At 64.7% G+C, this 23,438-nt stretch carries 20 protein-coding genes; 6 read left to right on the top strand and 14 right to left on the bottom strand.

What is annotated here, in order from left to right:
- Positions 1–460: 460 nt before the first annotated feature.
- Positions 461–2,041, bottom strand: coding sequence for a porin (locus C7G41_RS08820; RefSeq protein WP_106942151.1), 1,581 nt, complete (start codon positions 2,039–2,041; stop codon positions 461–463).
- A gap of 509 nt (positions 2,042–2,550) precedes the next feature.
- Here C7G41_RS08820 and C7G41_RS08815 point away from each other — a divergent pair.
- Positions 2,551–3,030: a MarR family winged helix-turn-helix transcriptional regulator gene (locus tag C7G41_RS08815; protein WP_106942150.1), complete on the top strand. Its 480-nt coding sequence runs from the start codon at positions 2,551–2,553 to the stop codon at positions 3,028–3,030.
- Positions 3,031–3,069: 39 nt separating this feature from the next.
- Here the strand turns inward: C7G41_RS08815 and C7G41_RS08810 are convergent, their stop codons facing one another.
- Positions 3,070–4,152 carry an alpha/beta hydrolase gene (locus tag C7G41_RS08810; RefSeq protein ID WP_106942149.1) on the bottom strand — a complete coding sequence of 361 codons (1,083 nt, stop codon included), beginning with the start codon at positions 4,150–4,152 and terminating at the stop codon, positions 3,070–3,072.
- Positions 4,153–4,375: 223 nt separating this feature from the next.
- Positions 4,376–4,636, bottom strand: a complete 261-nt coding sequence (locus tag C7G41_RS36910; protein ID WP_146159755.1) for a hypothetical protein — start codon at positions 4,634–4,636, stop codon at positions 4,376–4,378.
- A gap of 378 nt (positions 4,637–5,014) precedes the next feature.
- Here C7G41_RS36910 and C7G41_RS08805 point away from each other — a divergent pair, with 378 nt between their 5' ends.
- The 3 genes from C7G41_RS08805 to C7G41_RS08795 all read left to right on the top strand — a co-directional run bounded on the left by C7G41_RS08805 (position 5,015) and on the right by C7G41_RS08795 (position 9,043).
- Entirely contained in the window at positions 5,015–6,079 is a 1,065-nt protein-coding gene (locus tag C7G41_RS08805) for a ketopantoate reductase family protein (protein WP_106942148.1), read from the top strand.
- Positions 6,080–6,610: 531 nt separating this feature from the next.
- Complete coding sequence (locus tag C7G41_RS08800) at positions 6,611–7,429, top strand: YkgJ family cysteine cluster protein (RefSeq protein WP_106942147.1); 819 nt, start codon at positions 6,611–6,613, stop codon at positions 7,427–7,429.
- Between the two features lie 102 nt (positions 7,430–7,531).
- A complete protein-coding gene (locus C7G41_RS08795) occupies positions 7,532–9,043 on the top strand; it encodes an ATP-binding protein (protein WP_106942146.1) in 1,512 nt (503 codons plus the stop codon).
- On the opposite strand, the gene C7G41_RS08790 is transcribed toward C7G41_RS08795, so the two are convergent.
- From C7G41_RS08790 to C7G41_RS08745, 10 genes are all read right to left on the bottom strand, one after another.
- A complete protein-coding gene (locus tag C7G41_RS08790) occupies positions 9,040–11,352 on the bottom strand; it encodes a TonB-dependent receptor (protein ID WP_106942145.1) in 2,313 nt (770 codons plus the stop codon). The genes C7G41_RS08795 and C7G41_RS08790 overlap by 4 nt on opposite strands.
- Positions 11,333–12,364, bottom strand: a complete 1,032-nt coding sequence (locus C7G41_RS08785) for a HoxN/HupN/NixA family nickel/cobalt transporter (protein WP_106942144.1) — start codon at positions 12,362–12,364, stop codon at positions 11,333–11,335. The genes C7G41_RS08790 and C7G41_RS08785 overlap by 20 nt, the downstream gene beginning before the upstream one ends.
- A gap of 275 nt (positions 12,365–12,639) precedes the next feature.
- A complete protein-coding gene (locus C7G41_RS08780) occupies positions 12,640–13,380 on the bottom strand; it encodes an ABC transporter ATP-binding protein (RefSeq protein ID WP_106942143.1) in 741 nt (246 codons plus the stop codon).
- The gene (locus tag C7G41_RS08775) at positions 13,377–14,210 is read right to left on the bottom strand and encodes an ABC transporter ATP-binding protein (protein WP_106942142.1); all 834 of its coding nucleotides are present in this window, start codon (positions 14,208–14,210) and stop codon (positions 13,377–13,379) included. Before C7G41_RS08775 ends, C7G41_RS08780 begins: the two co-directional genes overlap by 4 nt.
- Positions 14,210–16,033 (bottom strand): ABC transporter permease, encoded by a 1,824-nt coding sequence (locus tag C7G41_RS08770; RefSeq protein WP_106942141.1) that lies wholly within the window; start codon positions 16,031–16,033, stop codon positions 14,210–14,212. The genes C7G41_RS08775 and C7G41_RS08770 overlap by 1 nt, the downstream gene beginning before the upstream one ends.
- A 13-nt stretch (positions 16,034–16,046) precedes the next feature.
- A complete protein-coding gene (locus tag C7G41_RS08765; protein WP_106942207.1) occupies positions 16,047–17,204 on the bottom strand; it encodes an ABC transporter substrate-binding protein in 1,158 nt (385 codons plus the stop codon).
- A 60-nt stretch (positions 17,205–17,264) separates the two neighbouring features.
- Positions 17,265–17,849, bottom strand: a complete 585-nt coding sequence (locus C7G41_RS08760; protein WP_106942140.1) for an alkylhydroperoxidase domain protein — start codon at positions 17,847–17,849, stop codon at positions 17,265–17,267.
- Between the two features lie 12 nt (positions 17,850–17,861).
- Complete coding sequence (locus C7G41_RS08755; RefSeq protein ID WP_199198265.1) at positions 17,862–18,488, bottom strand: CMD domain protein; 627 nt, start codon at positions 18,486–18,488, stop codon at positions 17,862–17,864.
- A gap of 47 nt (positions 18,489–18,535) precedes the next feature.
- Complete coding sequence (locus C7G41_RS08750; protein WP_106942138.1) at positions 18,536–19,570, bottom strand: putative FMN-dependent luciferase-like monooxygenase; 1,035 nt, start codon at positions 19,568–19,570, stop codon at positions 18,536–18,538.
- Between the two features lie 136 nt (positions 19,571–19,706).
- Complete coding sequence (locus C7G41_RS08745; RefSeq protein WP_106942137.1) at positions 19,707–20,501, bottom strand: MetQ/NlpA family ABC transporter substrate-binding protein; 795 nt, start codon at positions 20,499–20,501, stop codon at positions 19,707–19,709.
- A 206-nt stretch (positions 20,502–20,707) separates the two neighbouring features.
- On the opposite strand from C7G41_RS08745, the gene C7G41_RS08735 reads away from it, so the two are divergent.
- On the top strand, positions 20,708–21,094 hold the full coding sequence (locus tag C7G41_RS08735; RefSeq protein ID WP_106942135.1) for a hypothetical protein: 387 nt from the start codon (positions 20,708–20,710) through the stop codon (positions 21,092–21,094).
- 21 nt (positions 21,095–21,115) lie between these two features.
- On the opposite strand, the gene C7G41_RS08730 is transcribed toward C7G41_RS08735, so the two are convergent.
- The gene (locus C7G41_RS08730; RefSeq protein ID WP_199198257.1) at positions 21,116–22,561 is read right to left on the bottom strand and encodes an MATE family efflux transporter; all 1,446 of its coding nucleotides are present in this window, start codon (positions 22,559–22,561) and stop codon (positions 21,116–21,118) included.
- Positions 22,562–22,698: 137 nt separating this feature from the next.
- On the opposite strand from C7G41_RS08730, the gene C7G41_RS08725 reads away from it, so the two are divergent.
- Complete coding sequence (locus C7G41_RS08725) at positions 22,699–23,283, top strand: TetR/AcrR family transcriptional regulator (RefSeq protein WP_106942133.1); 585 nt, start codon at positions 22,699–22,701, stop codon at positions 23,281–23,283.
- Positions 23,284–23,438 lie beyond the last annotated feature (155 nt).

Below are 23,438 nucleotides of genomic sequence, written 5' to 3'. Positions count from 1 at the left end.
CGGAGCCGGAAACTTACAGACGAGACGAAGCCTAGCAGCGCCGCTCGTCGGAACGAAGCCTTGGGCTCACGGAGAGCAATCCGCCCTGCCCACACCTCTCGCACCCGAACGCTGCCGCGTCCACCGCAAGCCCGGCTCGCGAACGTGACGACCACAAGATCGCCCCTCAAGGATGAGCCGGGATGGGCGACACATACGCCGTTTCCGAATTTCGGTAAAGCGGAATATTTTTGTGGCAGCGGATTGACAGAGGCGCGACACAGGCGTGGTCCCGTAGCCCGGATGGAGCGCAAGCGTAATCCGGGACGGTGCCGAATGCCGGGCGGAGCGGCCCCGGATTGCACTTGCGCTCATCCGGGCACCGGGCTTCGGGGATTCCCGCCTTACATCATCTGCCTTGCGCAATAAAAAACACCCGGCGGTTTCCCGCCGGGTGTTCGTTCATGTGTTTCGACAGATCTTACCAGTTGCGCTGAGCGCGGAGGATCATGGCGATCGAGTCCTGATCCTTCAGCTCGTAGACAGCGGCCGGCTTGGCGGTCACGACGTTCGGGACGAGGCCAACCGTTCCGGAGTACTTCTGGTCGAGGTGGGTCCAGGAGACGTCAGCCGAGAACGTCAGGTTCTTGACCGGGGTCCATCGGGTGACGACACCCAGCTGGCCGATCGCGAAGTCCGGGTTGCAACCCGTCACACCCGCCAGGCCGCCAAACACACCGCCGCCGCCGCCAGCACCGCAGAGGGTGGTCTTGGCCAGCGTGCCGAACTGGGCCTGAGCGTAGGCACCGTAGAGCGCGGAGTTCCAGTTGGGATCCCAGTTGTGGGTGTAAGCGCCGCGGAAGCCCCAAGTCTTGACGGTTTCCTGCGAACTGCCGGTCACGAACACCGTGTCGGGAGCGTTGGCAAAGCCGACGCTGCCGTAGGTGCCAGCAGCGCCCGAATTGCCGTACAGCGCATAGGAGCTGCCCGACAGATTCTGGAAGTTGTAGCGGGTCGCACCGTCGGTGTAGACGCCCTGGATGTTGATCGTGTCACCCGCGCCGGTCGGGATGTTCTTGATCGACAGAGCGAGCTGAACCGCCCAACCCCATTTGTCGTCGGGGTGGCCAGTCGGCTCGGTCGCGCCGTAGTAACCAACGTGGTTGTCATGCGCGGCCACCGACGCCTGGAACAGACCCCAGGCCTGGTCGACACGGACCATACCGACGAGGTTCGGCGAACGAGTGCCGCCGATGGCGTTGGTGCCGTACGAGCCGCCGATCATGCCGCCAGCGGTCGCGCCGGTCATGTTGAGGTTGCCGGCCTGGTAGTAGGCCGAGACGTCTTCAGCGGAGAACGCTGCCGTGATGCCCTGACCGAAGTCGGCGGTGTAGGTGAACTGGTTGACACCAGTGACCGTGCCGCTGCCGCCGACGAGATTGTCGGTGATGTTGCCGGGATAGTTGGTCCAGGGCGCGTCGAACTGCGACACGGCCTTACCCATCGTGAAGCCGGCGAACTGAATGAAGGCGTAGTACACGCCGAGCGCACCGGCCGAGGTGTTGCCGTCGGTGCCGTTGACGTTGCCGCTGCCCGAACCGACGAGGGCGGTGCCCGCAGCGTTGAGACCGAGCGTACCACTGTATTGGGTTGCGCCCGTTGCCGACCCAGTCGGGGTGTAGTTGCCGCTGGTCCAGGTGAAGACGCCGTCGAAGAAGGTGCGGACCACGCCGTACTCGGTCGCGGTGCGCGTGTCGATGTTCAGGTCTTCACGAGCACGGAAGGTGTAGTAGTTCATCAGGCGGTTGCGAGCACCGGCAGTACCGCTCTGGTTCGGATTGAAATCCGAGTTGGTGTTGAAGTTAGCGTCAGCGCGCATGTAACCGCCGAGCTTGATGCAGGTGTCGGTGCCCGGGATGTAGTAGAAACCGGCGCCGTACAGCGAGCAGATCTTCACGTATTCGACCGCCTTGGCCTTCACGGGAAGATCGGCAGCGAACGCCCCGGAGGCGGCCATCAGGCCGGCAGCCGAGCCGAGAAAGAGTGTCTTCGTCAACTTCATTAGTAAACCTCCAGGTCGGTTCAGGGGGCTCGGGTCCTCGGTGGACGCCGCTTTACCCTCTTAATTTCGTTCAATTCAGATCCGCACGAAGGTCCGGACTGAAACGACAGTGAGGTGCCCCCCCTCCGTCGTGGCTTCACATATAGTTTATAAAAACAACTGTCTCAATTTATTGCTTTGGTGAATCGCAAGTTCCGAACGCGATGTGGCTTGCGAGCAACAGCGGCGGCCTTGGAGCTAAAAATCTGCGGGAAAAGCAAGAAAAGCCCTCAGGGGGCATCCCGAGGGCTTCTTGGAGGTCTCACATCGCTGTCCATCGACACGAGGTCAAGAGCAGCAGAATTGAGTGCCATACGACGTAATTTACTTAATTGTTTTTTGCAAGCAATAAATGCCGCGGCGATTTCCACCATGCGGCATCTAGCACTATCGTCGGTGCGCGAAGTTCGAGACGCCTCCCAAATATCCCATTAAAGATGGGCCATAAGATAAACGCGGGGGGGAGCCACATGATCGAGAAGAAACTCGACAGGGCGATTACGGATTTCATTTGGAACGTCGTCGAAATTCATTCCCAGCTGGAGGACATCCACACTAGCTGGGCCGGACTGCTGGGCATTACCGAGCCGCAGTGGCTGATCCTGATGGCCATCACTGAACTGGACGAGGGGCGAGGTGTCGCCGGGATCGACATCGCGAACAAGCTGCGGGTCCACCCGGCCTTCGTGACCAACCAGACCAAGGCCCTCGAAAAGGGCGGCTTCCTATCGCGACGGCCGGCAGCAGACGACGCACGCTACGTCCTGATGTCGCTGACCGCGAAAGCAACGACGGAGATCGAAAAACTGTCGAAGAGAAAGCTCGCCTTGAACTCGACCATGTTCAACGAGCTCGACGAGAAGACCTTGGCCGATCTGAATGCCGCGCTCGCAACGATTGCCAAGAATGCCCGGTTGGCCGCACGATTGCTGGCGATCGACGCTTCCTGATCCTCGTGATGTCCAGAGTGGAGTGCGCGTCTGTCACGCCTAGAGGTAAGTTACGGGATTGATCCGACCGGCCGTTCCGAGTTTGCTGTCCAGCCACTGGAAGATGAAATCGTCCACGGCGATGAAATTCTCGACCTCACCCAAAGGGTACGGGATCCGGTTTGGCACGACGATCGAGCAATCGGCTCCGGCGTGCCGATAACCAGCCTGCAGCTCGAGAGCCTCCGCTTCCCGCATCATCGAGCGGCTCCCGACGACCATGAGCAGCGGGCAAGCGATGTGACGCGACGGCAGCAGCGAGCCTTTCGAGGCCGCGTCACGGACCGTCTGCTCGACGCCGGTCATCCAGTGAACCGACGCACGCCGCTTGACCGACGTCAACAGGCCGCCATCGCACACCGCGGCAGCTATCCTGCGATCATATAAGGCGAGGTGGGAGGCATTGCTGGCGCACATCCCTTCGCCGTAGACCGAAATCCGCTGTCCATCGACGTCCGGCCGGGCCTCCAGATAGTCCAGCCAGCACTGCAGGAGGTGCTCCGGCTTGAAGGAGCGACGAGCAGCTGAAGCGCCAGCATCGACGAGCAGGAGCGACATATTCCGGCAGAGTGCGGCCGGCCACAACCGGCTCATCATCGAGGCCAAAAAGCCCTCGTCGTCACCGACGCAGATGAGTGCGGGTGCGCCGGCCTCACGACGACACGCGGGCAAAAAGAGACCCGTCAACGCCTCTTGATCGAAGCCATCGATCGTCACGCGCTCGATCACCTGACCGGCGTCATCCTCAAAGCCTCTCAGGCCGATCCCGGCCTTGTCTACGAGGTCGAGGCCCGCGAAATCTTCCGGCCAAGATAGACTTCGCGCGATTTCGAGGGCTGTCAGCGAGCACAGCCACGCCTCGCGTGAAATCCAGACGGAGCCATCGTCCCGCGCGGATTCGGCGAAGATCCGGTAGTCGTCAGCAATCCTCGACCACTCTGAAACCCACAGATGCCTGTGCGCCTCACGCGCAAGTTCCGTGACGGACAGGTTCTCGAAAAACTCCGACGCGCGACTGCGCAAGCGAGCCAGATTTCCGCCCGCGCCGTCGCGCGAGCAGCGAGACCAATGATCACCATCCATGTCAGTCCCCTAACGGCGCGTCGGCGATTGCCTGGACCAGGCGCAGCGCTGTCAGCGCCCCGCCCTGCATGACTGCTTGATGCGACCTCACGCGTGCGTGATCGCGCTTGCGTCTGCCGTCCCGCTGATCGTTCCGTTTTCCCTTCGCGGGCGGGGGCACTGGACCAGACGGACTACAGTCCGAACGAACCGGTTTCAAAGCAACTCTCACGCCGACTCCAACTCAATCGTCACGCCTCAGCTCCGTTGCTGATACACAGTTTAGGCCCCCGCGCCATTCTGCCATTTTTTGCCGTCCCGCGTTTGCAGTTTTTTGTTGCGACGGACGACTAAAAATTGGATTCCGTTTGATGGCGGAAAGCGCAGGGCCTGTGTCGGCTTCCATCATGAATTCCTTATGACGCCGATCCGGCGTGACACCAATCATGATGGCGACAAGGGATGCGCCGTATTGCCGGTTTATGATGCCGACGGCCTTCGCCACGGGGCTTTCCGGCGATCGACGTCGCAGGAAAACCCGCGCGACAAAATCCTCGAAGTCGCTCTCCGCACCCGGCGCGCGCGACGAGACCAGGTAGGATCGCGTTCTGCGTGAGCCCGGGCGATCGAGACGTACAACATTCCTTACTTCGGTAAGCCAGTTATTTGAGCAACTCATGCACCTGCAGAACCGGTCGCCGGTTTAGGCGTTCTCTCGCTTTCGGCGCCAAGCAACACGCCGGACCGCCTGCCAAGCCATCCGGCCCTTGTATCCATTATCCCAGTTGCCATCCCCACGCACTTTGCCTTACATGCCCGCCAAACTCGCCCGCGGATGACGGCCGGGGCTCAAAAATCATACAAATTGTCAAAGGGACGAGACATGGCGCGTAACATCCTGATTCTCGGGGCTTCCTACGGCTCCCTGCTGGGCACGAAGCTGCTGATGGCGGGGCACAACGTGACCCTGGTCTGCCGCACCAAGACCGCGGAGCTGATCAACCGCGAGGGGACCGAGGTGCGCATCAAGTTGCGCGACGAGGCGGTTCACCGCGCCATCTTCTCGCGCGACCTGCCCGGCAAGCTCGACGCCGTGACGCCGGCCAATGTGGACTTGTCCCGTTACGACATGGTCGGCCTTGCGATGCAGGAGCCGCAATACACCAACCACACGGTGCGCGTTCTCATGGTCAGGATCGCCGCGGCGAAGCTGCCGTGCCTGTCGATCATGAACATGCCGCCGCTGCCCTATCTGAAGCGGATCCCCTCGCTCGCAGACATGGATCTCGAGGAGGCCTACACGAATGCGCAGGTGTGGGAGCGCTTCGAGCCCGGGCTCGTAACCCTGTGCTCGCCCGACCCGCAGGCGTTCCGTCCGCCGGAAGAGGCTGCGAACGTGCTTCACGTCGGCCTGCCCACGAATTTCAAGGCATCCGTGTTCGCCGACGAGAAGCACAACAAGGTGCTGCGCGAGCTCGAAGCCGACATCGACGCAGTGACGCTCGACGGCCACGACGTGCCGGTGAAGCTGAAAGTGTTCGATTCTCTGTTCGTGCCGCTGGCGAAATGGTCGATGCTGCTGACCGGCAACTACCGCTGCATCACGCCGCACGAGCCGCAGTCGATCCGCGACGCCGTGCACGGTGATCTCGCGCGTTCGCAGACGATTTACGAGCATGTCGACGCCATCGCCCGGCGGCTCGGCGCCGATCCGCAGGACCAGGTGCCGTTCGCGAAATACGCCAAGGCCGCCGAGAGCCTGCTGAAGCCGTCATCGGCCGCACGCGCGGTGGCCGGCGGCGCGCCCTTCATCGAGCGCGTCGATCTGCTGGTCAAGCTGATCTCGCATCAGCTCGGCGCGCCCAATGCAGAGATCGACCGCACGGTCGAGACCGTGGACCTGAAGCTCAACGAGAAGATCGTGCAGGGCGGATCGGGCGCGCTGTAACGGACGCTTCCATCGCCATCGAACGCGTCGGCGCTCACGCTCCCGGGACACCGGGGCTGAGCGTTGCGCCCGGGGCTGTCACCATGCCCTACCCGCAAACCATCTCGCGCGGCACTGTTCCCGGTGTGATGCAAACTCAACAGGCATCATCGCGACTCGTCGATCACGCGATCGTGTCGCTTTCAGTTCCCTCCCGCTTTCACCGCAACTATCCCGCCTGAATGACACGGAGCCATGCTGCCCGTCATGTCTCGACGTGGCGCAGCGTGAAAATGCGGCATTTGCGCTCGAACAGAACCAAAGCGCGCAAAATCCTTGTCCGCGTGCGCTCGAACGAGGTCGCATGCTTCGGGCGAGATCCTTCATTTGCGCAAACGCCGCATGCGCACGCGGCAGGCTCGCCGTCTTGTCTCGCGGGTAGGGCCTGAGCAAGATAGCTTTGCAAGTCAGCTGTCTTTTCCGGGTTCCAGACCCGGTTTGCAGTCCCCTGCGTTCGGAATCCAGACAAGAACAATTGCAGACAAAGAAGTCATGGACCAGGCGATGCTGAGCGTCGTCCGCGCAGTAGAGGCAGGCGCGACGACGATGAAGGGCGTGATCGACGCCACCGGACTGTCCCGTCTCAGAATCGAGCGTGCGTTGAACGCACTGGAGAAGCAGAGGCTGCTGGTCCGCGACGGCCAGGGTTTTCGCGGAACCGGCTCGACGAGGACAGCCCAGCCGGCCCGACAATGCGGCTCGTGCAATGCCTGCTGCGACATCCTCGAAGTGGCCGCCGTCGACAAGCCGGTGAACCAGCTGTGCAAGCATTGGCAGACGGGCACGGGTTGCACCATCTACGAGCGCCGTCCCCAGATGTGCCGTTCATTCGTCTGCGCCTGGCTGCAAGGCCATCTCGACGACGACTGGTTTCCGGCGAAGTCGGGCATCATCGTGCATTTCAGCCAGGACGCCGTGAACGTAACGGTCGATGATCATTGCCCCGATCGCTGGCGCGAGGAGACCTATTTCAGCAAGCTCGCCGAATGGTCGCTGAACGGGATCAGCCGAATCGGAAACCGCGGCTACGCGACCCTCGTCGTCTCCGGCGCCGACCGGTTCCTGCTGCTCGGGCGCACCGTCGTTCCCGAGCCGACGCTGTTCGGCACCGCGTTCCTGCCGCTCACCGCGGACACCTTCCGATTCTGGCGGGCGAAATCCCCAGAGCATTTGCAGCGGCTGCATGAGCGCATCGCCGAGATCGAGCGGATCAGGCAGGAATTCGGCTCCTGCGCCATTCCCTCGAATGAGGACGACGATCCGCAAGCGCCCTATCGGCCCGCACTTCTACGGCAATCGAATCACGCCTGAACTCCGCCGTGGGCAACAACGCATGATTTTCGCCATGGTGCTCGACGCGCCGCGGCCGGGTTGTTAAGTCCCTGTCCGCGAATGATGGGACTTGAGTCGGGCATGACGGTTGCGATCGAGATGGGGCAGACCACGGCGGGCGCCGCGGCGGCCATGGACCTCGAGGAACTGCTGGCGACCCGCCTCCTGGTGCAGGGCAATTCGGGCTCCGGCAAATCACATCTGCTGCGGCGACTGCTGGAGCAGAGCGCGCCCTGGGTGCAACAGGCCATCATCGATCCCGAAGGCGATTTCGTCTCGCTGGCGGAGCATTTCGGCCATCTCGTGATCGAGGCCGAGGATCACACCGAACGCGGCCTTCAGGTTGCCGGCGAGCGCGCGCGGCTGCATCGCGTCTCCACCGTGCTCAATCTCGAAGGGCTCGACGCCGAGAACCAGATGCGGCGCGCCGCGGCCTTCCTCGGCGGACTGTTCGACGTGGACCGGGACCATTGGTACCCGATGCTGGTGGTGGTGGACGAGGCGCAGCTGTTCGCGCCTGCAGTCGCGGGCGAAGTCTCGGACGAAGCGCGCAAGCTTTCGCTCGGCGCGATGACCAACCTGATGTGCCGCGGCCGCAAGCGCGGGCTTGCCGGGATCATCGCGACCCAGCGGCTGGCAAAGCTCGCCAAGAACGTCGCGGCCGAAGCGTCCAACTTCCTGATGGGCCGCACCTTCCTCGACATCGACATGGCGCGCGCCGCCGACCTGCTCGGCATGGAGCGGCGGCAGGCTGAATCCTTTCGCGATCTCGAACGCGGACAATTCATGGCGCTCGGCCCCGCGCTGTCACGCCGGCCGCTGCGTTTGAACATCGGCGCGACCGAAACCCAGCCGCGCAATTCCACGCCGCGGCTGATGCCGATGCCTGAAGCCGCCCTCGAAAATATGCGCGCCGTGATCCTGGCCGCGCCGCCGCCCGATGCCAGCCGGCCGCAGCGCCGGCCCGCGCCTGATCTGCTCGAGCAGCTCCGCGCCGCGAAGGCTGCGGCACCGGAGATCGGCCCCGACATGATCGAGGTCCCGATCAGTGCCGAGGAGCTCGCGGAGCGGCGCGAGCGCGTGGATCGGACCCTTCGTGCCGTGCTCGCCGCGCCCGATGCCGGCTTCCGCGCGGTCGGCGTGCTCTACCAGGAGTTCGTGGTCCGCTGCCGCATCGAAGGCCTCGGCTCGGCGGTGCCCGACCTCACCGAATTCCGCCGCATGCTGACACGCGCACGCGCCGGGCTCGGCGCCGAGCATGCCGAGGACGACGCCTGGCAGGACGTTTCGCTTCGCGCCTCGATCCTGCCCGACGACATGCAGGGCGTGTTCATGATGATCGCGCGCGCGGCCAAAGAAGGCTGGCCGTGTCCCGGCGACGCCGCGATCGCCCGCGCCTACGGTTCGCATTCGCTGCGCCGGGCGCAGCGCCTGCTCGGCTACATGGAGGAGCAGGGCCTGATCGTCTGCCAGCTCGACGGCGCCGGCCGCAGATTCGTGACGCTGGTGGAATTGGCCTGGGCCACCGCGCCGGGCGACCCCAATGCCGACGATCTGCCGGCGGAGCAGGCCGCGAGCGCGGCGCCGGCCTAGAACGCTCCCGCCACAGTCACGCGGAACGTCAGCGGCTCGACCGGGTGCAGCACGGTATCCATCACGCCGTTCTGGCAGACCGCGGCGGGCGCGGTGCCTGATGTGCAGAGGGTGTAGAGTGTGTCGGTTTTCAGCAGCGACCCGTAGGCGTAGGTGATCTGGTTCGCCTGCGTGTTGAAGAGATTGAGCACGTCGAGCTGAAGACGCCAGCCATTGTCGATGCGATAGCCGAGGCGTCCGTTGAAGATGCTGGTCCCAGACGAGCGGAACGCATTGTCTTCCGTCAGTGGGCTTGACGCCAGATAGCGCCAGCGCAAGCCCCCGAACCAACCCGTCCTCTCGCCGAGCGTGATGCCGGCCGAGGCCACCATTGCGGGCGCATTCGGAATGTAGTTGCCGGGCGCGTTGCCGGCCTGCGCCTCCGGATAGCCGGCGAGCGAGGCGTAGACCTCGGCCTGGTTGCTGTCATATCCGCGGAAGCGCGCGTGTGTCATCGCAAGATCGGCGTCGATATCGATCCATGATCGCGGGCGGTAATGATTGGTCCACTCGAAACCGTAGCGACGGCTGGCGCGGGTCGCCGAGGTGTCGCCGGCATCGCCGGAAAACAGGATCTCGGAATCCTGGTCGAGGATGAAGAGGCTGAGCGAGGTGTCGAGGCCGGGAACGACCCTGCTGCGAACGCCGACCTCCGCGCCTCTGGTCCGCACCAGCAGCGGCGACGGCGTTAGTCTTGTGGCGGGATCGCTCGGGTCTTCGGTCGTGGTCGCGCCGCGGGCGTCGTTCGAGTGCATGCCGTAGCCAGCGCCGAGGAAGAATTCGGTCTCGTTGAACGGACCGAGCACTATCCTGAATTTCGGGCTGCCGAGCGCGGCATCGGCGCGACCGGAATTGTTTTGGTTGAACAGGGATGTGACGTCAGTGGCGTAGTAATCGCCGCGAAAGCCCACAGTGGTCCTCATCCAGTCGGTCCAGCGTACGGTGTTCTCGGCAAAAACACCGGCACTCCCTTCGCCGACCTTGTCGCTGCGGACGTTGGAGACGAAGCCGCGTCGAAAATTGTTGGTCAGCGCCAGATCGATCGAATCATGGCGTGATTGCAGGCCGATGGTGGTCTGCATCGGCAGCCCCGCAAACGAGCCGTTCAGCGTGCGCGAGATGTTCGCGCCTACCATCAGGCGGTCGTCGTGCTGGTGGAACTGATCGCCGAGCACGGGATCGCCAAGGAAATAGGTGAAGTTGTTGAAGAGGTCGAGCTGGCTCTTCACGACATAGGCGTTGGCTTTCCACGATCCCACATCGTCACTCTGCGCCACCCGGGCCGAGAGCGCGAAGCGGTTGGTGTTGCCGCCGTCGCTTGGATCTTCCGAGCCGAACCGGTCGAGCAGGCCGTTCGCGATCGCGCGCTGCGGCACTTGATCGGTCGAATTCCATTTGTTCGCATAGGCCATGCCGGTGACGGACACGCCATCCGTCGCGGTGCCCCGGCTGTAGCGCACGAGGCCGTTGAGCTTGCGGACATTGTCCGGATTGTCCCACGGGCCGTTGTAGGTGCCGATCTCACCGGCGACGAGCAGCGAGCCGTCCCCGACCTTCGCCGAGTCCATGCCGAGCAGGCGGCGATAACCAAAGCTGCCGGCGGTTACCTGGGCGAGACCCTTGGTGTGGTCGATCAGGCCGATGTGGACGCTGCCGACCGAGGCGAAATCGCCCTCGCCAGCGAAATACGGCCCCTTGCGCACGTCAATCGCGGCAATGGTTTCCGGGATCAGCCAGTTCAGGTCCGCATAGCCCTGGCCATGCGCATGGGTGCGCATGTTGACCGGGACGCCGTCGACGGTGATGGCGAGATCGGTGCCGTGGTCGAGATTGTAGCCGCGCAGAAAATACTGGTTGGCTTTGCCCTCGCCGGAATGCTGGGTCACGATCAGCCCCGGCACGGCTTCGAGCGCCTCGCCCGGCCTGGTGAAAGGGCGCGCGTTGATGTCCCCGCCGGAGAACGTGATCTCGCTTGCCATGCTGGGCGGGCACTTGGCGCCGGAGGCGATACCGCTCACATCCGCCGCTCGCGCCGCTGTCGGATCAACAATGATGCGGCCGTTGGACTGGACCGGTTTGCCGGCGCGTCGCGCTGCGGCCGGCTTCTTGTGAGGTTTGGTCTCGCCGCCGCTGACCTGGACCGGCGGCAGCTCGCGCGAGGGGCCTGCGTTCTGCGCGAAGGCGTCGCCGCTATCTGCGAGCAGCGCCAACGCCGAAAATGCCGTCAGCGCGCCGCAGCGTCGGCCGCGCTCAGATCGCCTCGGTGGCATCGGCGCATTCGAGCACTTTTGACGTGGCCACGCGGTCGAGCGCAAACATGCGCCGATAGAGCACGACGGAAACGAGCCATGCGATCGCGAACAGCGCGATCACGGCGAAGCCGACATTGGCGAGCGAATCGTTGAGCGCATCGACCAGCGCCCAAACGCCGCCGGACAGGTTGAGCCGGTCAGCGATCAGCCCGAGCGCCTCGATGCCGCCGATCAACAGCGCCACCGCCACGGAAGCCCCTGTTATCGTGAGGTTGTACCAGAGCTTTCGCAGCGGATCGACGAAGGCCCAGCGATAGGCGCTCACCATCAGGGCCGAGTCGGCGGTATCGACCAGCGCCATGCCCGATGCAAACAGCGCGGGGAAGACCAGGACGTCGGCGAACGACGCCCCGCGCGCGGCTTCGCCGGCGGAGATGCTGAGCAGGCCGATTTCGGTTGCGGTGTCGAAGCCAAGCCCGAACAGGAAGCCGAGCGGATACATGTGCCAGGGTTTTGTCACCAGGCGGAACATCGGGCCGAGCAGGCGCGCCAGGAGGCCGCGCTTGGCAAGCAAGGCATCCAGGCCCTCCGCGTCGTGGATCCCCTGCTCCCGTGCCGCGCGAAACGTCCGCCACAGGCCGGCGAAGATGACGAGATTGATGGCCGCAATCACCAGCAGGAACAGCGCCGAGACCGACGTGCCGATGAAGCCACCGATCTCCTTGAGCACGCTGTCGCCACCGAGGCTCACGACGCCAAGCGCGAGCAGCATGGTCGCGACCACGACGATCGTGGAATGGCCGAGCGCGAAATAGAGACCGACGCTGCGCGGCGCGCCGCCTGCCTGCATCTGCTTGCGCACGACATTGTCGATGGCGGCGATGTGGTCGGCATCAACGGCGTGGCGCAGGCCGAACACCCAGGCGAGCAGCGCGGTCGCCATCACTGTCGGCCGGTCACCGAACGCCGCGAACGCCCAGGCCCACGCCGCGATGTTGGCCGCGATCAGTCCGCCGAACAGCAGCACCATTCCGGGCTCGACCGCCCGCAAAGATAATTTCGTCACGACAACCATTCCGTCCACTGCACGCCGATCGCGCCGACAGTATGATCTTTTCATAAGATGGTCATACTGACCAATGCAATTCAGGAGAGCCGCTTTGCAGGAATGCTTGTCGCCATCCTTCGAGACGCCCGCTGCGCGGGCTCCTCAGGATGAGGTCTTGTTTCGCAGCGAAATGCCCAATCCTCATGGTGAGGAGCCCGCGCAAGCGGGCGTCTCGAACCATGCAGGCCATGATGGCGCTACGCCGCCTCGGAGCCGCCGAGATAGGCGTCGCGGATGCGCGGATCGTCCTTCAGCGCGCGGGCGGAGCCGGACAGAACGATCTTGCCGGTCTGGAGCACATAGGCCTCGTGCGCGATCTCGAGCGCGAGGCTGGCGTTCTGCTCGACCATGAAGACCGAGACGCCCTCCCGGTTGATGGTGCGGATCAGCTCCAGCACGCGGTCGACATAGAGCGGCGACAGGCCCATGGTGGGCTCGTCCATCACGATCATCCTGGGACGGCTCATCAGCGCGCGCGCCATCGCGACCATCTGCTGCTCGCCGCCGGAGAGCGAGCCGGCGCGCTGCGACAGCCGCTGGCCGAGCTTTGGGAACAGCGTGAGCATCTTGTCGAGATCCTGCGCGATCGCCTCGCGGTCGTCGCGCACGAACGCACCCATCAGGATGTTCTCGCGCACGGTCATGTCCGCGAACAGGCGCCGCGCCTCCGGCACCGAGGCGATGCCGCGGCGGACGATCTGCGGCGTGGTCAAGCCCAGCAGCGAGGCGCCGTCGAAAGTCACGTCACCGGAACGCGGCTTCACCAGGCCCAAAATGATCTTCATCGTCGTCGATTTGCCGCTGGCGTTGCCGCCGAGCAAACAGACGATGTGGCCGCGCGGAACTGATATCGACAGGTCGAAATGCACCTGAGCCTGGCCGTAGAAGGTATTGACGTTCGTGAGCGCGAGCAGCGCATCGGGAGGCGAGTTCGTCATGCCGCGCTCTCCTGCTTCGTCGTCAGGCCGTGGCCGAGATAGGCCTCGATCACCTTGGGATCGCCGCGCACGGCTTCGCCCGGGCCTTCCGCGATTTTCTTGCCCTCGTCCATGACGATGACGCGATCGGAGAGGCGCATCACCATTTCGAGCTTGTGCTCGATCAGCAAGATCGTCAGCCCTTCGGCCTTCAACTCGGCGACGAGACCCTGCATCTCCGTGGTTTCGGTCGGGTTCATGCCGGCGGTCGGCTCGTCCAGCAGCAGCAGGCGCGGCCTCAGCGCGAGCGCACGCGCGATCTCGACGCGGCGCCGGTTGGCGTAAGAGAGACTGTAGGCCGGCTGATCGATGCGCGGCAGCAGCCGCTCGCCGAAGCGCGCGAGAATGACCTTCACCTCCTCGCGCAGCCGTTCCTCCTCAGCCTTGACACTGGCGGGCCGCAGCAGCGCCAACCCCAGTTCCAGCAGCGGGCCGATCACCGGCACGGCCGGCTTGACCGCACGCAGCCGCGTGTGGGCGCCGATCAACACGTTGTCCATGACGCTGAGATTGCCGAAGACGCGGCCGAGCTGGAACGTGCGCGCGATGCCTTCGGCGGCGAGCCGCTCCGGCGAGAGACCCGTGATGTCCAGTCCCTCGAAGCGAACCGTCCCGGCGTCCGGCCGGTCAAGCCCGGTCACGAGATTGAACAGCGTCGTCTTGCCCGCCCCGTTCGGGCCGATGATACTGATCAGCTCGCCCTTGGCGAGATCGAGATCGATGGCGTCGACGGCGGTGAGGCCGCCGAAACGTCGCGTCAGCGCGTGCAGGGAGAGCATGGTCGTGCTCATCACATCGTCCCCAGCAGGCCCTGCGGCCTGAAGCGCACCAGCAGCAGCAGCACGATGCCGTAGATCAGGATGCGATACTCCGCCGCAATCCGGAACACTTCCGGCAGCCCGACCAGCGCAACCGCCCCGACGATGGCGCCGACGACATTGCCGAGGCCGCCGAGGATCACCACGGTCAGCGCCAGGATCGATTGCTGCGTGTTGAAGGTCTCGTGGTTGATGTAGGAATAGAGATGCGCGGCGATGCCGCCGCTGACGCCGGCGGCGAAGCCGCCGAAGATGAAGGCCAGCGATTTGTAGCGATTCAGGCTGAGCCCATAGGCGCGCGCGGCGATGTCGTCGTCGCGGATGGCGCGAAAGCTGCGGCCGAGATGTGAGCCGAGCAGGCGTCCCTGCAGCAGCGCCAGCACGACCATCACGATGAAGCTGAAGCAGTAGATCGAAATCGGGCTGACCAGCTCATAGCCAGCCAGCGACAGCGGCGGGATGCCGGAGATGCCGATCGGACCGCGGGTGACGCTCTCCCAGTTCAGGATCACCAGCGAGACGATCTCGCCGATCGCGAGCGTCGCGATCGACACATAGTGCCCGCGCAGCCGGAACGACGGCGAGATCAGGGCCGTGCCGAGCGCGGCACTCATCAGGCCGCCGCCGATGATGGCAAGGCCGACCGGGACGGCGAAGGTGAGCGACAGCAGCGCGGAGGTGTAGGCGCCGATCGCGAGCAGCGCGGCGTGCCCCAGCGAGACCTGGCCGATCGTGCCTGCAACCAGGGTGAGGCTCAGCGCGAGCATGCCGAGCAGCCAGGCGTTGATCAGGGTCTGGAGCACGTAGAACGACACCGGCAACAGCGGCAGGATCGCGAAGATGCCGGTAGCGACCAGCAGCGCCCAGCGCGGAATGCGCACCGGGCGGCTCGGCGCGATGAACGTGCCGGTGAGCGGCTCGGGCGGCGCCTGCCGTGCGCTGGCGAACAGGCCGTTCGGGCGCAGCACGAGCACCACGACCAGCAGCAGGAATGCGAACAGATTGCGGTAGCTGGTGCCGAACACGGCGACGCCGTAGCTCTCGACCAGTCCGAGCAGCAGGCTGCCGATCACCGCGCCTGGCACATTGCCGGCACCGCCGACGACTTCGGCGACGACGCCCTTGAGCGTCGCCTGCAGGCTCATCGCGGTGTCGATCTGGTTGTAGTACATGCCGACCAGCAGGCCGGAGACGCCGCCGAGCGCAGCCGCAATGCCAAACACAGCCTGATTGACGCGATTGACGTCGACGCCCATCTGCATCGCGGCGTCGCGGTCCTGGGCCGTGGCACGGATGGCCCAGCCGAGCTTGCTGTAACGCAAGAACACGAACAGCAGCAGCGCGCTGGTGATGCCGACGCCAGCGATCAAGAGATCGAGCGGTCCGATCGTGCCGCCGCCGATTTGGAATCGAACATCCGGCAACTGGCTCGGCAGCGCGCGCGGATTGGGCGAGAAGGTCAGCATCACGAGCTGATCGAGCACGAAGCTGATGCCGATGGTCGCCAGCAACGGTGCGATGCGCACCGAGTTCTGCAACGGACGCAGGCCGAACCGCTCGATGATCAGGCCCACCAGCGCCGCCGCCACCGCGACCACGATGATGGTGAGCGGCAGCGGCGTATGCAGCTGCACCACCGCGACCCAGCCGATATAGGCGCCGACGAGGTAGATCGACCCTTGCGCAAAGTTGATCAGCCGGCTGACGCCGAAGATCAGCGCGAGCCCGACTGCAACGAGGGCGTAGACGTTACCGACGATCAGCCCGTTGATCGTGTAGTCGAGCCAGGAAGACACGCAGGAGATCCCCTCAGGTCGGCTTGCCGTCCCAGAGCGCGAACTGGCCCTTGCGCACGACGAGCTCGGCGTTCATGGCGCCCTTGACGCGGCGGCTCTCGACGTCGAACGTCGCTTTGCCGAAGATCACGCTGGAGACGTCCTTCACTTTAGTAAAGGCGTCGCGGATCGCGCGCCGGTCGGCGCCGCCGATCTTGACGACGGCGGCTGCCATGTTCATCGCGTCATAGGCGTAGGCGTTGAATGCGTCGGGCTCAACCCCGTTGTATTTCTTCTTGAAGCCCGCGATGAACGTCTGCACCTCGGGACGGGGGTCTTCCGGGAAGTAGCGCGTGCCGACATGGACGTCCTCGACGGCCTCGCCGCCGAGCTCCAGGAATTTCGGCGAGTAGACCGAGCTCGCGGCGCAGATCACCTGCTTCAGCCCGACCTGGCGCGCCTGGCGCGCGATCAGTGCACCGTCGGAATAATAGGAGATCAGGATCAGCCCGTCCGGATTGGCGTCGCGGACGCGCACCAGCGTGGAGCGGAAGTCGCGCTCCTCCGCGATGTAGCCTTCGGTAACGGCGATTTCGGCGCCGTGCTCCTTCGCGGCTTTGACGAAATAGTCGCGGCTGGTGCGGCCCCAATCGGTGTTGAGGTGCAGCACGGCGAGCTTCTTCAGGCCGAGACGTTTCACGGCATAGGCCGCCAGCAGCGGCTGCTCGTCGGCCTGGCTGACCGAGGTGCTCCACATGAAGTCGCCGCCCTTGGTGAAATCGGGATGCGAGTTGGTGAAGCCGAACTGCACCAGCCCGCCGCGCTGATAGATCGGCGAGGCCGCCATCGAGGCGGGACTGGAGAAATCGCCGAGCTCCATGACGATCCTTGGATCGGAGACGAACTTCTGGGCAATCGCCACCGACTGGCGCGGGTCGCTCTGGCTGTCTTCGAAACTATAGGCGAGCTTGCGGCCGTTGACGCCGCCCGCTGCCTGGATCTCGTCGAGCGCGAGATCGAAGCCCTGTTTCCACTGCGTGCCATACTGTGCGTTCGGCCCGGTCAGCGGACCGCTGACGCCCAGCAAAATCGGTTCGGACGATTGCGCGAAGGCGGCGCGCGAGAAGGCCGCTCCCGCCATCATGGCGGCCAGCGAGCCCTTGACCAGGGTACGACGATCGATGTTGCTCATGGACGGCTCCATCCTGTCAGGTGTTGAAACAACCAGCAATTTCCATGCCGGTGAGATTGGCTATTTCGAAGGCTCGCCGAGCGACAGCATCAGCCGGTTCGCCCAGTTGAAGAACGACGCGCCGTTGATGACGTCGACGATCTCCGCATCGTCGAGACCGGCGCGGCGCAGCTCATCGACATTGTCGGGGCCGAACGCGATCGGCGTCGCAGCCAGCGCCACCGAGGCCTTGACGACCGCATTCCAGCGCTCGCCGAGATCGGCGCCGACGCCCTCGTCGAGCAGCCGCTGCACATCGTCGCGGCGCTTGGAATAAGTGCTGGCGAAACGCGCATGCACGGAGGCGCAGTAGATGCAGCCGTTGTAACGCGAGGTCGCAGCCGCCGCGAGCTCGCGCTCGGCGCGCGGCAGGCCGTCGGCGACGTTGTAGAAGATGTCCTTGTCGGTCTTGGTGCGGGCTTCCAGCACCTCGGGATCGCGCACCAGCAGGCGGAAATACTCGGACTTGGAACGGGAGCGATCGACCAGGCCGGCGAAATGCCGCTCGGTCAGCTCGGCTTCGGGCAGCGGATCGATCCACGACACCCAGCCCAGTTCATCCTGGGTGAAGACGACGGGCGGATTGACATTGCTTGCAGCGCTCATGATGCAGCCTCCTTACGCGCCAGCCGCGGCGTTCGCGGTGCGCCCAAGCGAGGCACCGAGCACGCGCAGTCCGGTGACGACGCGAACCTGAAACGACAAGAACGCGACCAGCTGAGAGAACGTGACGATGCCGGTGTTCGACCAGCCGGCGGCCAGCAGTGCCTTCATGTCGGCCGCGGCCGCATCGCGCGGGCGGAACACCAGCAGATGCGCATGCTCGAACGCCGCAACGAGCCGGTCCCCGAGATCTGGCTTGCGCTCCGCACTGACGCGATAGATCAGGCCGGCCTTGTTCTCGACCGACAGGGGGCCGGCCGGAAACGCACCGTAGGGGCCAGAGGTCTCGCCGCGCGCGATTTCGACGTCGACCGCTTCGACCAGGCGCGCGCCATCGGCGGTCGCTGCGAGCTTCGCCCGATAGAAGCCGGCCATCGTGGGCTCGCGGTGAAGGCCGATCACGAAGAGCGCGACCGCGGCGCGCTCCACCAGCGAGACATCGCCGGCATCGATCGGCTCGAACAGCGAGAGATAGCTCTTCTGCGCGTTGTCGCGCGCCTGCAGGCGGCGCGCGCGAATGGCGTCGAGGGACGAACCCGGTTCGATCCCGGCGAGCGTGTCGATGATATCTTTCGTAGCCATCATTCAGCCTCTTGCAGCCTCGTGCAACGCGATTCCGTTCATTCCGACTATCCCGCCAGCGCCACATCCGGCGCTGTCCGCGCCCAGCCCAGCGCCGGCGCGACCTTCTCGGCAACCAGCTCGATCGAGCGCAGGATGTGGGGATGCGGGGCATCGACCGAATGCGCCTGGAAGACCAAATCGGTCACCCGCTCCAGCGTGGCGTCGGCGCGCAGCGAGGCGATGACGTCGTCGGCCGCGCCGACATGGGTGTCGAACGCCGCGATCATCTCCTCGAGCGTCTCGCCCGGCTTGGCGTGGCCGCCCTTGAGGAATTGCGGGAGCGCGCGCCGCAGCCCGATATCGGCAAGGCGCATCGCCTCGGTGCGGTCGTCGGCGACGAAGATGGTGCGCGAGGCCATGATGCGGGGCTCCCGTCCCGGCGGCAGCGCTTCGAGATAGGCATCGATCACCGGATTCTGAATCTCAGCCAGCGTTGCCTTCGGCGCCTCCTTGGTCCGAGGCTGGGTGCGCGACAGCAACAGGCCATCGCCCGCCTTGCCGGCACGCGCGCCGCCCGCCACAGAGAATGTCGCCTGCCAGATCCGGTTGTCCAATTGCGGCCGCTGCGGATAGAGCGTGTCACCACCGTCGAGCGGCTTCCCCACCAGCGCCGTGCGGACGACCTCCAGATTGCGCGCAAAGATCTCGTTGCGCTGGGCGCTGTCGAGGCCGAAGGCGGCAAACGCCGAGGGATTGCCGCCGGTGCCGACGCCGAGCTCGAAGCGACCGTTGCAGAGCAGATCGAGCACCGCGGCGTCTTCCGCCACCCGCACCGCATTCTCAAGCGGCAAGGTGACGATGCCGGTGCCGAGCCGGATGCGCGAGGTTTGGGCTGCGACGTAACCGAGGAAGGTGAAGGGCGACGGCAGGCCGCCCTCGCGTTCGTGGAAATGGTGCTGCGCAATCCACGCGGAATCGAGGCCCGCCGTCTCGGCGCGCACGATCTGCTCCGCCGCGAAGCGATATCGGTCGGCGGGCGGGGCCTCGTCGAGAAGCCGTGTGAAAAACCCCAGGCGTTTCAGGTTTGCTAAGCGTTTCATACGACCCCTGTCGAGCGAGGATGGGCCCCGATGATGTCGGTTGCCGCAGCTCCAGACAAGCGGGCATTGCGCAGGGCTCGTACGCAAGGCTGCCCGCCGGGATCGCCCTGAGCTGAACTTTGGCTGGGCAGACTGCCTACCAGCTCGGCAGCACCGCGCCCTTGAACTTGGTCAGGACGAACTCCTTGACCTCCGCGGTGTGGTAGCTGTCCACGAGGATCTTGACCCAGGGCTTGTCCTTGTCGACCGTGCGAATGGCGATGAGATTGACATAGGGACCCTTCGGGTCCTCGCGCAGGATCGGATCCTTGACGGGATCGAGGCCCGCCTGGGTTGCATAATTGGTGTTGATCGCGGCGGCGTCGACATCGTCGAGCGCGCGCGGCGCCTGCGCTGCGTCGACCTCGATGAACTTCAGCTTCTTGGGATTCTCGGTGATATCAAGCACTGTCGGCTTGAAGCCCGTGCCGTCCTTCAGCTTGATCGCGCCCTTGTCGCGCAAGAGCAGCAACACCCGGCCGCCATTGGTCGGATCGTTCGGGATCGAGACCTTGCCGCCCTCGGGGATGTCGGCGAAGGCCTTGTGCTTCTTGGAGTAGACGCCGATCGGGAAATTCACGGTCAGGCCGACGGCTTCGATCTTGTAGCCACGGTCCGCCTTCTGGTTGTCCAGATAAGGCTGGTTCTGGAACGAATTGGCCTGGATCTCGCCGGCATCGAGCGCGGCGTTCGGCACGACGTAGTCGGAGAATTCGATGAGCTGGATGTCGAGACCCTGCTTGGCGGCGATCGGCTTTACGGCCTCGAAGATCTGGGCATGCGGCCCCGGCGTCACGCCGATCTTGATGGTCTCGCCTGAAGCGGCGGCCGACCAGGCGGCGAGCACGGTCGCGAGGATCAGGGGGAGGCGAAACGACATCTTGGTCTCCATGACTCAGCAATGATTGGAACCGTATTCGCTTCTCCGAAGGGCGAAATCAATGAAATTGAAATCCATATTGGCTGGCCAGTGCGGACGACGCTTCTCCGTTCGACCGCATGTGGGGAACGAATGCACCTGCGCAAGCGTGAGGCGCATCACGGCGAAACGGCACGCGGCGAGCGAGATTGGCGGCAAGAACAGCCAGGACATCAGCCATGACCATTCTCGCCGCTCCGAAGCTCGCAGGCTGGAACCGCCTCGAATGCTTTGCGCTCTATGTCCTGCTCCAGGGCGTGCCGTTCTATTCCGGCGTCGCGCTGGTGATGAAGCTGATCAACGCGACCGAATTCGTCGGCGAGCCCTTTGGCGCCGCCATCTTCATCGCGATGGTATCGACCTTCCACGCGCTGGTAACGCCATGGCTCGGGCCGAGATTTCCGTATTTCTTCAGGCAAAGCTTCGAGCCGCTGTTCGCCGATCCGACGCTGTCGTTCTCGGAAAAAGTCTCGCGCTGGCTGGCGCATCCGAACACGCCGCTCAAATTGCTGAGCAATTTGCTGCTGCTGTCAGCGCTGGCGGTCGGCGTGGCCGGCCTCCAGTGAGCCCGTGTACTCTGAGCGCAATTACTCCGAACGCCAGGTCGCCGGAGACAGCATGATCAAGGCGCAGATCGCGGCATAGGCGAACATCCCCACCGCGACCATGGCGGCGAGGCCGGCCATGCCTGCGCCAAAACTCACCACCGCGATCCAGCCACCGCCGGCTGCGATCAGGATACGCGCGACGGACGACGCCAGTGGCCCCATGGCGCGGCCGGTGCCTTGCACCGCAAAGGAGGTGACGAAGCCGAAGCCGAGCGCTGCATAGGCGGGAGCGACGATGCGAAGGTAGGTCACGCCTTCCTTCACCACCTCTGGATCGTGGCTGAACAGATTCAGCCACGCCGTCGGAAAAATCGCCACCAAAAGGCCGATCGTGCCGGTCATGATCATGCCGACGATGCCGCTGACCCAGCCGATTTTCCGAGCCCGCGCCGTCTGCCCCGCGCCCATGTTGACGCCGACCATGGTCAGCGTCGCCGTGCTGATGCCGAACAGCAGCGGGATCATGATGTAGTCGAGCCGCGAGGCGATGCCGTAGCCGGCAAGCGCTGAGGTGCCGAACAGGCCGACCGCGCCGGTGACGAGGATGACGGTGAGGTTGGTCAGCACCGCATTGAAGGCGGTGGGGATGCCGACCTTGAGCATGTCGCCGAAGATTCTTGTTCGCAGGGGCACGATGTGCAGCCGCAGACCGGACCCTCCCGACGACATGTAGCGCAGCAGGAACAGCATCGCCGCGCCGTAATAGAGGCCGAAGGCGATGCCCGCGCCGCCGATGCCGAGCCGCGGGATCGGTCCCAGACCGAAGATCAGCGCCGGCGACACCGGAATCGTCACGATCGCGCCGACCAACGTCACCAGCGCGGGTACCTTGACATTGCCCGCGCCGCGCAGCGCCGCCGCCTGGAGATTGACGATCCACACCGGGATAGCGCCGGCGAAAAGGTAGTTTGAATAGGTGGTCGCCGCTGCAAGCGCGTCGCCCGCGCCGCCGAGGGCGCGATATAGATGCGGACCGCCGACGATGACGCCGAGCGTGAACACGCCGCCGGCCATGATCGCGAGCACCACGGCGTGAAACAACGCAGCCTCGGCATCGTCGCGTCGACCGGCACCGACCGCGCGCGCAACCGAGGATGCAACGCCGCTGCCGAACCCGCCATTCGACATCATGGTCATCAGCATGAAGATCGGGAACACCAGCGCGGCGCCAGCCAGCGCATCGGTGCCGAGAAAGCCGACATAATAGGCTTCCGCGATGTTGACCGCGGTTTGCGCCACCAGGACGGTCACGGTCGGCAGCGCGAGCCTGAGCAGCGTCGGCAGGATCGGCGCCGTCAGCAGCGCCGCGCGCCGCTGCTCGGCCGCCCCTGGTGTTGATGCCGACACTTGGCGGAGCGGAGCGGCGGTGCGAGCCACGATCTGCGTGGCGGACAAGGCCGGCGCGGCCGCATCCTCGACTGACATGGGTTCGATCCCCGGGGACTTGGAGGGCCGCCGCCGATCGGCCGCCCATTGTATTATGCTCATAATGTATTATTATGACCGTAATGCAATGGGGATCGGCCTCACGATTTTGTGGCCAGATCACGCAGGAGGCGGGATTGGCGCGCTACGACAAGGGACACAGGGACACGACGCGGCGGCACATCATCGACGTCGCCTCTTCGCAGTTCCGCGAGAGCGGTATCGCCGCGGTCGGCCTCGCCGGCATCATGGCGGAGGCGGGCCTGACCAACGGCGCCTTCTACACGCATTTCGCCTCCAAGGAGGATCTGGTGCGCGCGGTGCTGATCGACGCCCTGGAGCAGCGCGAGCAGAGGCACAAGGACAATCTTGCAAGCGACGTCGCGCTCGAGGCAACGATCCGCGACTATCTCTCCCCCCGCCATCGCGACCGCGCGGGCGCCGGTTGCCCGACCGCAGCACTCGTCGCCGAAATCGCGCGACATCCCAAGGCGACGCGCGATGCCTTCACCGAAAAGACGTCCGAGATCATCGCGCTGATGGCGGCGCGGATGCCGGAATGCCCCGCGGCGGAGCGTCGGCGACGCGCCATTTCGGTCTACGCGACCATGGTCGGCGCGCTGCAATTGTCGCGCGCGGTGAGCGACAGGCAATTGTCGGAGGAAATTCTCGCGAACGCGGTTGGATCTGCGCTGGCGCTTGCGAATGGACGGTTCCCCTAGCTCGCCCTGGATCGCCGTCTTGAGTCTCGCGAGCGGCGATCCAGCTACCGCCCCTCGGCAGCCATGGCTGCCGTCCCTGCATTCGTCATTTCGTCGCAGGTTTTTCTGACATTGTCGGCATTGCCGCCTCGCCCATGATGAAACATGATGGGCCC

Source organism: Bradyrhizobium sp. MOS002 (assembly GCF_003020115.1).
Classification (GTDB): Bacteria; Pseudomonadota; Alphaproteobacteria; order Rhizobiales; family Xanthobacteraceae; genus Bradyrhizobium.
This window is presented reverse-complemented; position numbering and strand designations above follow the sequence as displayed.

Coding starts and splice junctions, on each gene's coding strand:
- C7G41_RS08820 (WP_106942151.1), bottom strand. CDS start 2,041: ATGAAGTTGACGAAGACACTCTTTCTCGGCTCGGCTGCCGGCCTGATG.
- C7G41_RS08815 (WP_106942150.1), top strand. CDS start 2,551: ATGATCGAGAAGAAACTCGACAGGGCGATTACGGATTTCATTTGGAAC.
- C7G41_RS08810 (WP_106942149.1), bottom strand. CDS start 4,152: ATGGATGGTGATCATTGGTCTCGCTGCTCGCGCGACGGCGCGGGCGGA.
- C7G41_RS08805 (WP_106942148.1), top strand. CDS start 5,015: ATGGCGCGTAACATCCTGATTCTCGGGGCTTCCTACGGCTCCCTGCTG.
- C7G41_RS08800 (WP_106942147.1), top strand. CDS start 6,611: ATGGACCAGGCGATGCTGAGCGTCGTCCGCGCAGTAGAGGCAGGCGCG.
- C7G41_RS08795 (WP_106942146.1), top strand. CDS start 7,532: ATGACGGTTGCGATCGAGATGGGGCAGACCACGGCGGGCGCCGCGGCG.
- C7G41_RS08790 (WP_106942145.1), bottom strand. CDS start 11,352: ATGCCACCGAGGCGATCTGAGCGCGGCCGACGCTGCGGCGCGCTGACG.
- C7G41_RS08785 (WP_106942144.1), bottom strand. CDS start 12,364: ATGGTGCTGCTGTTCGGCGGACTGATCGCGGCCAACATCGCGGCGTGG.
- C7G41_RS08780 (WP_106942143.1), bottom strand. CDS start 13,380: ATGACGAACTCGCCTCCCGATGCGCTGCTCGCGCTCACGAACGTCAAT.
- C7G41_RS08775 (WP_106942142.1), bottom strand. CDS start 14,210: ATGAGCACGACCATGCTCTCCCTGCACGCGCTGACGCGACGTTTCGGC.
- C7G41_RS08765 (WP_106942207.1), bottom strand. CDS start 17,204: ATGAGCAACATCGATCGTCGTACCCTGGTCAAGGGCTCGCTGGCCGCC.
- C7G41_RS08760 (WP_106942140.1), bottom strand. CDS start 17,849: ATGAGCGCTGCAAGCAATGTCAATCCGCCCGTCGTCTTCACCCAGGAT.
- C7G41_RS08755 (WP_199198265.1), bottom strand. CDS start 18,488: ATGGCTACGAAAGATATCATCGACACGCTCGCCGGGATCGAACCGGGT.
- C7G41_RS08750 (WP_106942138.1), bottom strand. CDS start 19,570: ATGAAACGCTTAGCAAACCTGAAACGCCTGGGGTTTTTCACACGGCTT.
- C7G41_RS08745 (WP_106942137.1), bottom strand. CDS start 20,501: ATGGAGACCAAGATGTCGTTTCGCCTCCCCCTGATCCTCGCGACCGTG.
- C7G41_RS08735 (WP_106942135.1), top strand. CDS start 20,708: ATGACCATTCTCGCCGCTCCGAAGCTCGCAGGCTGGAACCGCCTCGAA.
- C7G41_RS08730 (WP_199198257.1), bottom strand. CDS start 22,561: ATGTCAGTCGAGGATGCGGCCGCGCCGGCCTTGTCCGCCACGCAGATC.